Source organism: Paenibacillus sp. W4I10, assembly GCF_030816325.1.
Lineage (GTDB): Bacteria > Bacillota > Bacilli > Paenibacillales > Paenibacillaceae > Paenibacillus > Paenibacillus amylolyticus_B.
In genome coordinates this window covers 6488038-6500907 of the sequence record NZ_JAUSXX010000001.1, presented here as the reverse complement: position 1 = coordinate 6500907, position 12870 = coordinate 6488038, and the positions used below count along the sequence as shown (strand labels likewise).

The following is a 12870-nucleotide window of genomic DNA, read 5'->3' as shown; positions in this document are numbered from 1 at the left end:
CCCATTCGTATATATTCACTGCTATATTCACTGTCTACTTCTATCCGATTGCTGCTTCTTCCTTGGATTCCAGTGCAAATTCCCTTAGTCCCTGCTCTGCCAAAATTTCACGCAATAATTCGAATGAACGAATGCGCTTGGCAAAGTCCCGTGTAGCTGTAGTCACAATGAACTCTTCTACAGCAAACTCCTGCTGGAACTTCAGCAGTGCCTGACCTACGCTTTCCTTCGTACCCCGGGTCACACTTGGCTCCAAAATTTCGATCCGATAGGTTTCGTTTGATTGACGGCCGAATTCTTCCGCCTGTTCCACAGAACCAACCGTCAGCACCTTTCCACTCTCCAGATGAATCTTCACCAGCATATGCTCACTCGCAAGCCCTTCCGCTTCTTCCTCACTCTCGGCCACAATTAACGATATGGCTAGTGCAGCGTAGGGCTCCCGTCCCTGGGAACGATCAAATTGTTCACGATATACACGGATCGATTGAAGCGCTACCTCTATATTACTGTTAATGAATAGTGAAAAGACATATGGAAGTCCCAGTTCCGCAGCCATGCCTGCACTATCAACACTGGCTCCAAGTACGTACAGCTCCGCTGGAATGTCCGACACAGGCGAAGCGCTGAGACCTGCAAGTGGATGTGATGGATCTTCAAGCGGCTCATTGTGGATGTATCGTTTCACCTGAACAATTTTCTCTTGAAGAGATGCGGCTTCCTGAATACCTTCCTGCAACGCCTGTGTCGAACGTGGTAACCCGCCTGGTGCACGACCGATTCCCAGGTCAACTCGTCCTGGTCCGAGCGCTGAGAGTATGTTGAAATTCTCGGCGACTTTGTATGGACTGTAATGCTGGAGCATTACTCCGCCAGACCCCAGCCGAATCCGCTTTGTATGCGCAAGCAAGTGGGAGATGAGTACTTCCGGGGAGGAACCTGCAACATGCCCTGAATCATGGTGCTCCGACACCCAGAATCGATGGAATCCAAGCTGCTCTGCCCGCTGTGCCAGCTCAATCGTATGCCGAAAAGCATCCACTGCCGTTTCCCCTTCATAGATGGGAGTCTGATCCAAAATGCCAACACGAATACTCATATCCTTCTCCTCCTTGATTGTGCTGAACCGCTGTTCTTGAATCACTACTAGGTTGAACTAGAGATGTTACACTTTATCACTCCGATTGCAGTACCATCTTCCGATCGCTCTTATCCCCGGATTTTCTGTACTCCCTTGGTCCAAGGGAAAAATCCGTTGATAAATGCGTACGCTTCGCTTCTTCAGATTGGTTCTGCACTCTCCGTTTTGGTGTAAAAGTCAGATTCAACGTTAGACGCTTTATAATTGCCGCAGCAGTTCCCCGAAAGGCTCTGCCAATGGCGAATATTCTTCTTTTAACGTGACGACGCTGATCTGCAACGATACACCTGCGACCTCATGTACCTGAATGGGGAACAGCTCCTGATTCTGCACTTCCTTCTTCACCGTGAGCCCCGGGAGAAAGGCAATGCCTGCCCCTTGCATAACCAGTTTCTTCGCCGTCTCCGAATTATCGACATGATATGTAATATTCGGCGGATGTTCCAGCGAGTCGAAAGCCCGGTGAATGCGAAGCCAGTCCAGTGAACCACATTCAAAAAAGACCAGTTGCTCATTCCGGATGGCTTCCATGCTGACATGCCCGCTCTCAATGAATGGATGCCCTTTGTACACATAGAGCTGGATAGGATCTTCATAAAAAGCAACCGTACGGATCGCAGGGTGCATGACCTTGCGCACAAAAGCAAGATCGATCTCCTGACCAAGCAGTTTGGCAATCAGCTGATCCGTCGTTGCTGTCGTCAGTTTGATATTAATTTCGGGGTAAGCATCCTTGATCTTGGGTAGAAAGTCGGGAATGACATAATTGGATACCGATACTGTACTACCGAGCCGAAGAGCATCCGGTGTTGTCCTGCGCTGCTGAATCTTCTGCTTGCCCTTCTGAATCACTTGCAGCACTTGCTGCGCATACGGCAGGAATTTCCGACCTTCCTCTGTCAGCACGATTTGCTTGCCAAGCCGATCAAACAACTTGCAGCCCAGCTCCCTTTCCAGTGACTGAATGCGAGCTGTGACCGAAGGTTGGGACAAGAAGAGTACTTCGGCAGCCTTATTGAAGCTTCCATAATGATTGATATATACAAATGCTTCAATATTCTCGATATTCATGAGTGCCTCCGTATCCACGTCCGCAGACGTTTGATCTTATATTGATTTATCCAATATATTTACTTGGTTTTACGATATCGTAATCCCATCCTTTTCCAGTGTCAATAACAATTCATCCAGTGAGCGATCCAGACGTGTAGTAATATCCGCAGAGAGCACAAATTTCCCATCATCCAGTCGTTCGATTCCCTGATCCACAGCATACACGCCACCCAGAATATGTCTTCCACCAAGGGCTGCCAGTACAGGCTTCAATGCATAATCAATGGCCAGCAGATGAGCAATGGAGCCACCGATGGCGAGTGGGAGTATCAACTTACCCCGTAACCCTTCTTGCGGAATCAGATCCAGGAACAGCTTGAGCACTCCCGAGTACGATGCCTTATATACCGGCGTAGCCACAATAACTGCATCCGCGGCTTCCACGACAGCAAGTGCATCACGAATGAATGAGCTGTCGAACCGGGCTTGCACCAGATCCTCAGCAGGCAGATCCACAACGTGAATAACTTCGACGGTAATGCCTGCCTCCGTTAATTTTTGGCTGCTGTAATCCGTCAGACCTGTCAAACGCGAACGTTTGGAAGGTGATCCGGCAATAATGACAACATGTGACATGAATATCTCCTCCTTGGAATAGCGGTCAAGCCGCTCCTTTTACTTTGGGGTCCAGCCGATCGCGAATATCGTCTCCAATCAGATTAACCGCCAGTACAAACAAAGTGATCGCCAGACCCGGGAACGTACATATCCACCAGGCAACCGTCAGATAACCCCTACCTTGCGAGAGCAATGCGCCCCAATCCGGTATTTCCTTCAACACCCCAAGTCCCAGAAAACTGAGTCCGGAGCCGGTTAAAATTGATGTCCCTACGCCCAGCGTAGCCATGACCAGCAGGGGTGACAATGAATGTGGCAGTACATGTTTCCAGAAAATACGTGCATTGGAACCGCCCAGTGAACGTGTCGCTGTAATGAAAGGCAGACCTTTAACTGATATGACCTGCCCACGCATCACCCGTGCGTAGCCCGGAATGGAGGAAACCGCAACAGCCAGTGCAATGTTTATCAGTCCTGGCCCGAGAGCAGCTGCAACAGACAATGCCAGGAGCACGCCGGGTACAGCCATTAGAATATCGACAGCCCGCATCGTGATGGTATCAACAACGCCTCCGGCATAACCGGAGATAATACCAAGCGCACTGCCAACAATGCCTCCCACAAGCACCGAGGCAAATCCAATGAGCAGCGAATCCCTGCTTCCATGCACAACCACACTGAAGATATCCCTGCCAAAATAGTCCGTCCCGAACAGATGCGCAGCAGAAGGAGCCTGCAGGATAACATCCGTCATCATCTGAGTTGGATCATAGGGCGCAATCCAGCCCGGTACAATCGCACATGCCACGGTAAACACCACCACCAGCAATGCTGCATAAAAGAATAATCGGGATACCGCGAATGAGACGCGATAACGCCAAGGGCGGCGATTCCACAGACGGATACGTCCTACACTGCCCGCCCATGCTTTTTTGTCACCAGCCAAAGGTTTCATGCTCATGAGCAACAACTCCTCCTTTCATACTCCGCGTCAGGACACTTCTGACTGTTCCATCCATGATTATGTGCGGACTGCACGCCGAACCCGGGGATCAATGTACGAATACGAGATATCCACTAGCAAATTCAAGACCACATAGATAATGGATGTAAAGAAAACAACCCCTTGCACCACTGGCAGATCCTTGGCCATTAGAGCATCGGCAATAATTCGACCGATTCCTTGTCTGGAGAAGACAGTTTCCACCACAACGGTTCCCGCAAGCAGATCACCAATCAGCATGCCGATTACCGTTACTGCAGGAATAAGTGCATTACGTAGTGCATGACCATACATGATGGCACGTTCCGAAAGTCCTTTGGCCCGTAACGCCACGATAAACGGTTCATTGATCACTTCCAGCATGCTGTTCCGTACCATCCGTACGATAAATCCTGCACCCACGAGACCCAGTGTGGCAGCCGGAAGAACCAGTGAGCTGAATCCGTCGGAACCCATCGCCGGGAACCAGCCAAGCTGTACCGAGAATAACAGGATGAGCAGAATCCCCGTCCAGAAGGTTGGCATGGAAATGCCGAACAGTCCAACGAGCCGGGCGACGAAATCAATCACGCCATTGCGATGAATCGCAGACAATACACCAAGTGTAATTCCAATCGTGATGGCAATGATCGAGCTGAGTGCGGTCAAAGCCAGTGTGGCTGGGAAATGTTCCAGGATTTTTGGCAAAACCGGATCCGAATTGATCATTGATTTGCCGAAATCGCCACGCAGCATATCACCGAAATAGTTCGCAAACTGGATGTAAAACGGTTGATCCAGTCCTAGCTGGACCCGCAGATTCTCGATCATCTCCGGGGTAGCCGAGGACGGATCCAGCATGAGCAGAACCGGATCACCCGGCAGAAGATACATGATGCAGTACACCAGCACCGAAGCTCCGAATATAACCAGAAGCGATGTTGCAAGTCGTGACAGTATCGTTTGAACCATACCGGGATATCTCCTTCCTGTATCTGGATTGGTCGTTCCTATAGTGCGTGTTCAAAAAGACCAGTTTTCAGTACCGAGAAGATGGAATGAAGCTAGAAATGGAGTAGCGGAGCGTAGGAAACTACGTGAGCAACGGACATTTCGGCTGAATTTCATATTCGATGCTGATCATGCCATTAGGCATGACTCGTGATCAAAAGTGGACTTTTTGAACAACCTCTGTTAGGGCTGAATGCGAACATCATTAAAGAGCGGATACCCCAATGAATCAAACTTGATGCCTTCGACCTTTTTGGATGCTGCGACCGTATACGGGAATACATAGATCGGTAGAATTACCGCTTGCTCAATCAGGTATTGCTGGATCTGATTGTATATCTCGACACGTTTATCGGGATCTGTCTCAACCGCTCCCTGCTCTAACAGTTCATCGATCTTTGGATCAGACAAACCGGACAATGTCGGACGCTCGCCCTCTGCACTCGTATGATAGAAAGCGTACAAGGCATTAGGATCAGAATTGACCTGACTGTTGCCATAGAGATCATAATCCCAGTTCTGATAGATGACTGTTGCGATATCTTTTGTAACCTCGACTTCAACGGCAATGCCAACCTGTTTCAACTGTTGTTGGATAATGGCAGCAATGTCATTACGTTTCTCCCGATTGGGCGAACCATCGACATAACGCAGGGTCAGCTTCTGGCCGTCTTTGGCACGAATACCGTCAGCGCCTTTCACCCAGCCTTGTTCATCAAGCAGCTGATTGGCCTTGTTGATATCCGGGTTAATGCTACCTTCCAGCGATGCATCATAACCCAGGATTCCAGGAGACAGTGCAGACCATGCTCGTTCGTAGTTGCCCAGATACAATGTTTTAACTATCGATTCCACATCTACAGCGGATTGCACTGCCTGCCTTACTTTCACATCATCCCAAGGCGCTTTGCGCAGATTGAAAAAGAGTGTGTACGGCAGTCCAACCGTATTGGCCTGTAGCAATTGCTGGTTCGGATCGTTTTTTAATGCAGCGATATTTTGCGGTGGAACCGTCTCGGCAGCGAGTACCTGACTACTCTGTACACTTCCGATACGCGTTGCTTCTTCCGGTACAATTTTGAATGTGATCGTATCCACATGTGGTGTAGCTTTATTTTCAACCGTCTCAGGTCCCCAGTTGTAATCCTTGTTTTTGGCAACGACGATATCCGCATTTTCATCCCATTTCACAAAGGTATACGGACCTGTGCCCACCGGATTTTTACCTAGCTGGTCACCATATTTTTGGGCAGCCGTAGGGGATACGATCCCCAGAAGTGCCTGGCTCAAGTTGCCAAGAAAGGCTTGCGATGGTGATTCCAGATTTACCTTGATCGTATATTCATCAATGACTTCGGAGGAGCTATAGGGTCTAATCAGGGCCAGAGAATTGGCAGCTTTGGTGGCTGGGTCGATCACCCGGTCCAGATTGTATTTCACGGCTTCCGCATTAAACGGTGTACCATCGTGGAACTTCACGCCTTCACGCAACTTGAACGTATAACTCTTGCCGTCCTCGGATACGCTCCATTCCGTGGCAAGCCAAGGTTTGATGGAACCATCAGGCAGCTGCACGACCAGATTGTCGTAGATCGTTCGGATGGCACGCACCGTTACGGCAAGCCCACTGCGATGAGGGTCCAGCGTATCCGGTGAAGTTGCAAGTGCAAAAGTCAGTTTGCCTCCTTCCGCTTGCCCGGTCTGACCCCCGCCTGATGCCTGTGCCGTACTGTTCGTACTGCCTCCCGCTGCTCCGCAACCGGACAATACCATCACCAATACTGCTACCAATGCCATATATTTCATCCATGAGATAGACCTGTTCATATCGCTTCCCCCTCTGTGTATACAGGTGTCATTAAATTGATGTTTATACCAATACTCTATATATCCCATGAGTTAAGTCGGTTTTAAGATAGTACGAAACGTAGTGTACATTGAATAGGGTTCATCTCAGTTATGCCAAATCAGATACAACTTGCTTCTTTGCAGCCGTGTTACGATTAACCGGAATCTGTACCCCAAGATTCCCCCGCAAAGTATCGTGTTCATAGTCCGTACGATACAGACCGCGTTCTTGCAGAATCGGAACAACCAGTTCCACAAAATCAGACAATCCACTTGGCAGCTCCGAAGCAATAATGAAACCATCCGCGGCTTCCGTCTCAAACCATTCCTGAATCTTGTCAGCGACCTGCTCCGGTGTGCCCAGGAATTTGCTGCGTGGTGTTGCTGCCCGCAGAGCTACTTCACGCAAGGTCAATCCTTGCTCTTTGGCATCCTTCTTGATCTTGTCGGTTCCACTGCGGAAACTGTTGCTTCCAATGCCATTCAGCTCCGGGAATGGTTCATCCAGCGGATATTGGGAGAAATCATGATGTTCGAAGAAACGTCCCAGATAATCCAGCGCTTTATCAATGGTAACCAGGCTCGCGATCTCCTGATATTTCTGTTCAGCTTCCTCTTCGGTCTGTCCAACAATGGGATTGATGCCTGGCAGAATAACAATATCCTGTGAAGAACGTCCATAGGAAGCCGCACGTGTTTTGACATCCTTATAGAATGCCTGTGCATCTTCAATCGTATCGTGTCCGGTAAAGACAGCATCCGCTTCTTGCGCCGCCAGCGTTTTGCCATCTTCCGAAGAACCTGCCTGGAAAATCACCGGCTGTCCTTGCCGTGAACGGGCAATATTGAGCGGACCTTGTACGGAGAAAAACTCTCCTTCATGATTAAGCGTGTGCAGTTTGGATGGGTCGAAGAATACACCGCTCTCTTTGTCTCTTACAAAGGCATCATCCTCCCAAGAGTCCCACAACCCTTTGGTTACCTGTAAATATTCCGCGGCAATGCGATAACGTTCCGGATGCGAAGGGTGACTGCTCTTGCTATAGTTCTTCGCTGTACCTTCCAGCGGAGAAGTCACGACGTTCCAGCCTGCACGGCCATCACTGATCTGATCGAGGGAACCGAACTGTCTGGCTACGGTGAACGGATCACTATAGGATGTCGAGAGGGTACCCACCAGTCCAATGCGTGAAGTAACGGCAGCCAAAGCGGAGAGGATACTGATTGGTTCGAAGCGATTCAGGAAATGCGGAATAGATTTCTCGGTAATATACAGACCGTCTGCGATAAAAACAAGATCGAACTTGCCTTCCTCCGCTTTCAGTGCCTGACGTTTGTAGAATCCAAAGTTAACGCTGGCATCCGACAGAACCTCCGGGTGTCTCCATGTGGTGTTGCTTCCTCCAACCCCATGAATAATGGCTCCAAATTTCAAACTGCGTTTCGCTGTCATATGCACTCCGCCTTCCTTGGATTAGAAACTTCAAAAGAATGATCAAGGGCCAACTGAACTGATTACGTATGCGAAATAACTTAAAAGTTAACTATTCCTATGAGTTTGGTTTGTTTTAATTTCACAAATCTTATCACTGCCCCGTAAAAGGGTCAACAGCGTGACTAATAGATTTTTTCTATATGAACATTGAAGATGTAAATAAGACCATTTACATCCCAAGTGAGCCTTAGGTTATGAACGTTCCAGCTGCTGTACAAATGCGATCTTGCATCATGCAGCAGCCGGAACGGATTGCTTCAAAGGTATATATCAACTCCCGTTAGACTGCTGCCGCTTCGTCCGCTCGTGCCAGAAGTTCAGCCAGCTTCTCCAGATCAGGTTCCAGCAAGGCTTCAAACTTGCCGTCCCCTCCCACTTCAATAACGGGTACATGCCGAATGCCATATTTTGCTTCAAGCACATCACGCAGCACGTCATTACCCTGCACTTCAATGTTTTCAAAAGGCTGGTTTCGCTCTGTCAGAAATGCTTTCACTTCCCCGCAGAAATGACAGCCTGTTTTGCTCCACAGCACGACTTTTTTGGTTGATGATGACATCGACATACCTCCTGATTAGTTTTAAGATCAAGATCTGGGCCATTGAATATGAAAGCCCTAGACCTTCAATTCCCATCTGTTAAATAAGAATTATGGCTCTAAATGTACTCCTGTGCCCTTCCTGCGTCAATGGATCTGTTAATAGAATAAACCTATAACCAAATAGAAAGATTAAATTATAAATTTGAAAGATGGCTTATTTTACAGGAATGAATCGCTATTGGCCCTTCCTAACCTGTTTAAAAGCTTGTTTTGCTAAATCAGTGTAGAACTCGATCTGATCCGGACTTCGATCTATGGCCCACCTCAGGGTATCAAAAGCTTTCAATAACAACACATACCTGGCTTGATTCAGTACACGCTCTTGCTCTTGTGTACTTGTCCCATATCCTTCTAAAAACGCTTTCAATTCTTCCTTGTCAGGACCCTCACCCCTTAGCTGGCATTGCATGAGTTGAGTGATATCGCCATACGGCACGACGGTGACCTCCGCATTCCCCCAGTCCAGAAGGGTAATCTCACCCGTTGAACTTACGATTGTATTCTTCAAGGAGAGATCGCCATGGCATAAACCAAAGCGGAACTTTTGCAATTTCAATTGTTCGAACCATTGCCTTACGAGCTGTGATTCCTTCATCGTAATGACACCAAGCTCAATCAATGGATCTTGCTCCGTGAGACTATTGATATTGTATTGCACATATCCTTGCCAACTGCCATCTGATCCTGCATGAGGGGGAGAGTAAAATTTGTTTTGTACGGGATCGTGCATTTCCCTCCCGAAACCTGCCACCGGGATGGATTGCATACGTTGTGTGTACTCACCGAGTTTCCTCCAAATCACGGACGTGGGCACTGTTGTATCCAATCCGTTGTCCCCTTCCACATACGTTTGAATCATATAGGCATGTTCAGCGTTGACCCCAACGGACAATGTCTCTGGCCCAGGAATACCGGCACTCGCCGCTTGTTCGATGCACCATTTTTCTTTCACAAAGGTAGAATATGTATCTGGATCGTTCATGCGTACAACCACTTTATGACTTGCTGTCTCCACCAGACAGACCTGATTAACAAAACCTTTACCCACGATATGATGTGAGCATGTTACTTGTTCCAGCAGAAACTCACTGGCAATCTGTTCGGCTTGTCTGACTATAGAATTCTTCATCCCGCTTCCTCCCTATCCCTATCTCATGATTCCAAGTTACGCTTGGGTGATAACTGCGTTGGTCATATTGTAAAAGGAATTCGTTGATCTTTCAATTTTTCGGATGCGGAATGAATCAGAGCGATTACACAGGACACCGCTACATTTTCCATTCCGCATCATGCTGCTGATTCGCATAAACAGATCGCCTGACATTACAGATCTGGGTTCAAGAGCTGAGGTGGGGCGATAATAGGCCAGCCTTCTTCCATCGAATTCAGTTGGTCCGCAGATACGCTGATAATATGCCCAGAATGTACACCCCAACGTTCTGCCGCATAGACCGATACAAATCGTCTCCGCTTGTCTCCGCTGATCTGATATCGAATCTCGGGTGCATCCACTGTGGCAACAATACTTCCTTCTGCCCAGCCATTGTGAGAACCATGAACCGCTGTCGTATGCACCTGTTGTGATTCCCTCGGCCATCCATGCAACTCCCCCGCTGATATCAGTGCTTCTCCGGCAGGAATGGCGAGCAGATCCGGCTTGGCAACCTGAACAGGAGATATTCCACGCGGTACAGGGATGTTCAGCTTACGCCGCCGACCGCCAGTTAAAGTATAGACATCTCCTTTGGCATCGGACAGGAACGAACCTTCCGGGTAGAAGTCATAACTGTGTCTGAACTGTAATGCTGGATCTTGGCTGCCCTGCGTTGAGATTCGCTGACGCGGATCCATTGGGGTTGTGTCACCTTCCTCTTGTTGACCGGATGGGGTACCAGAGGTTTGTTGTCTAGCCAAGCGGCAGGTTTCGGCAACCAGCGCATGGGGATCTCCCCACTTTTGGCTATAAAACTGCTCGTTATCCTTATTCACTACAGCAAAGTCTTGCTCACCCAAGGCTTTCATACTGACACTTCCGAAGTGGTGGATAAAGGCATCCCCGGCTACCGCAAGTTGGTATCCTGCCAGCTTCACCCGGATGATCCAATCGTCATCTTCGAAATTGCCCACCGCGTACCCTTCGTCCAGATAACCTACCCGTTCCAGCAGCTCCCGTGAGAACAGCCAGCAGAATCCGACCAGGCGATCGGTTATTCGATGTTTGTCTGCATCCGGACGATTATGTGTGGCGGCAAAAGACCACATCTCTTCTACCTCTCGGTACGGAACCTCAATCTGCTGATCCCCGCCAATATAGTTGGTCACCGGACCCACCACACCAATCTTCGGATCACTTGCAAGACAAGTCATCATGTTATCCAGCCAGCCCGGAGTAACGAGCGTATCGTTGTTCAGCACGATGATATGTCGTCCTCTCGCCATCATCAGCCCATGATTGACACCTCCGGCAAACCCCCGGTTCTTATCGAGGGCAGCCACCCTCACCATACCACCTTTGCGGAGCATGACCTCGGCAGTTCCATCCTTGGAGGCATTATCCACAACAATGATCTCGAAGGGGGCAGGGGTATGCTTTTCGATACTCGACACACATTGCAGCACATATTCCCGCTGATTGTACGTGGGGATAATGATGCTAACTCCTTCAAAAACAAGACCAAACGAGCTCTGTCCCTGGCGGACACCTTCGTTGTATCCTCTGGTATACCCCTGTTTGTAGAGCCTGGCGCCTTTGGCTGTGCGCCTGCTTTTGCCTTTACGTCTGGATTTCCGCATTGAGCGACGACCTGCTGCATGCAGGACTGCCATGGCAGGTCGCGAGACATCGTGCTGTGTGGCACGGCGGTCCGCTTTTTTTTCACTGCTTATGCTGTCATTCCGGTTGTTTTCACTGTGGCTGTTGTCACTGCGAGTGCTGATATTTGGAGTGATGTTGTGATGACTGTGGCCATTCCGACGGATGACGTTTCGAGCATTAACCTTGTTGTTACGACCATGACGTCCTTCCCCGCGCTGTTGATCGGGTGTGCTCATGTTGCTCCCTCCATTTCCACTTGTCCGTGAGGCTAACACGCACATGACCAGCCCCCGGACGGTCCACTAGAGTTGAAGCTCTCCTGTTACCAGTTTGTCAGCCAAATGTCCAAAATCCAGAGCGACCTTGCCGAGTTCACCTGCAATTCGCCGACACAGAATGACCGCCGGAATTCCCGCCGCCACCAAAGCGATATCAAAAGCATGTTCTGCGGTTTGCTGCATTACCCTCGGAATATCCATGACTCCCGCCACAGAACCAATGATACCTGTGACATGAATCCCCCGGTTATGCAGCAGTGCCGCAAGCTCTGGTGCCTGGCTGCCTATGAGCAGAACCCGCCGTCCTTGCAGCAAGGGCAACACCAGGCCGGACTGATGCAGACTGTAATTGATCGTGGAACTGGTCAATTTCAGCTGGGACCAGTCGATCCCGAAGTGGCGCAATACCGGAAATAACAGCCCCTGGAATGTCGGCGCCCGCGAGATCGGCACGCCAACCCAGTCGGCGGCCTGTATGGCTTCCGCAAGCATCGCGCGGATGTCTGGCGTTGAGCATGGCACCCCTGCATAGGGCAGAAACGGTGCCAGCTCCTGCACTTCCTGACCTGGCAGCACCGTATCGGCTGCCAGCGTGAGCAGTTCGCCATCTCCGAGGCGAACGACAGACAAGGGGCGCTGCGCATCCAGCGCCGCCATGATGTGTCCAGCCATCTCATGCGGGCTGGACAGCCGGGTCAGGCTGGGCGCATATTGGCGGAATCCCGCCGCGATCAGATCTGCCGCCGCCACGGCAGGCAGAATGTGATCCGGAGGGATGTGCTGCGCCACCAGCGCCTCCCCGCCGGCGAATACGCCGGCGCGGTAGCCCTCGGCGTAGCCGCCGGGCACGGCCTCCGCCTGCACTGCGTGCTCCGCGGGCGGAGGCGGCAAACCCTTCGCGCTGCCCGCATTCGCGGCGGCAGCGCCTCCCCGCCCCGCGGGGGCGACACCCTTCGGATGTGTCGCCTGGCGCGGGGCGGGGCCAGCACCGCTGGCAGGCATCGCCTGTGGCGTGCTGGCTTGCGGTG

At 50.2% G+C, this 12870-nt stretch carries 11 protein-coding genes; all 11 read right to left on the bottom strand.

Translation table 11 applies throughout. The annotated features are described in order from the left end of the window. Positions 1-40 precede the first annotated feature (40 nt). Complete coding sequence (locus tag QF049_RS29140) at positions 41-1099, bottom strand: LLM class flavin-dependent oxidoreductase (RefSeq protein WP_307542411.1); 1059 nt, start codon at positions 1097-1099, stop codon at positions 41-43. Positions 1100-1339: 240 nt separating this feature from the next. Further along, positions 1340-2212, bottom strand: a complete 873-nt coding sequence (locus QF049_RS29135) for a LysR family transcriptional regulator (protein WP_091020874.1) — start codon at positions 2210-2212, stop codon at positions 1340-1342. A gap of 69 nt (positions 2213-2281) precedes the next feature. After that, complete coding sequence (gene ssuE / locus QF049_RS29130; protein ID WP_307542407.1) at positions 2282-2830, bottom strand: NADPH-dependent FMN reductase; 549 nt, start codon at positions 2828-2830, stop codon at positions 2282-2284. Between the two features lie 25 nt (positions 2831-2855). Further along, positions 2856-3773 carry an ABC transporter permease gene (locus QF049_RS29125; RefSeq protein ID WP_307542405.1) on the bottom strand — a complete coding sequence of 306 codons (918 nt, stop codon included), beginning with the start codon at positions 3771-3773 and terminating at the stop codon, positions 2856-2858. A 60-nt stretch (positions 3774-3833) separates the two neighbouring features. After that, on the bottom strand, positions 3834-4766 hold the full coding sequence (locus QF049_RS29120) for an ABC transporter permease (RefSeq protein WP_036605816.1): 933 nt from the start codon (positions 4764-4766) through the stop codon (positions 3834-3836). A 222-nt stretch (positions 4767-4988) separates the two neighbouring features. Next, positions 4989-6632, bottom strand: coding sequence for an ABC transporter substrate-binding protein (locus QF049_RS29115; RefSeq protein ID WP_307542403.1), 1644 nt, complete (start codon positions 6630-6632; stop codon positions 4989-4991). Positions 6633-6762: 130 nt separating this feature from the next. Continuing rightward, positions 6763-8106, bottom strand: a complete 1344-nt coding sequence (locus QF049_RS29110; protein ID WP_307542402.1) for an LLM class flavin-dependent oxidoreductase — start codon at positions 8104-8106, stop codon at positions 6763-6765. Positions 8107-8428: 322 nt separating this feature from the next. Next, on the bottom strand, positions 8429-8707 hold the full coding sequence (locus QF049_RS29105; protein ID WP_036605813.1) for a glutaredoxin family protein: 279 nt from the start codon (positions 8705-8707) through the stop codon (positions 8429-8431). 217 nt (positions 8708-8924) lie between these two features. Continuing rightward, positions 8925-9878 (bottom strand): aminoglycoside phosphotransferase family protein, encoded by a 954-nt coding sequence (locus QF049_RS29100; RefSeq protein ID WP_307542399.1) that lies wholly within the window; start codon positions 9876-9878, stop codon positions 8925-8927. A 194-nt stretch (positions 9879-10072) separates the two neighbouring features. After that, positions 10073-11800: a glycosyltransferase family 2 protein gene (locus tag QF049_RS29095; protein WP_307542397.1), complete on the bottom strand. Its 1728-nt coding sequence runs from the start codon at positions 11798-11800 to the stop codon at positions 10073-10075. 66 nt (positions 11801-11866) lie between these two features. Then, positions 11867-12514, bottom strand: coding sequence for a GT-D fold domain-containing protein (locus tag QF049_RS29090; protein WP_307543476.1), 648 nt, complete (start codon positions 12512-12514; stop codon positions 11867-11869). Between the last annotated feature and the right edge of the window lie 356 nt (positions 12515-12870).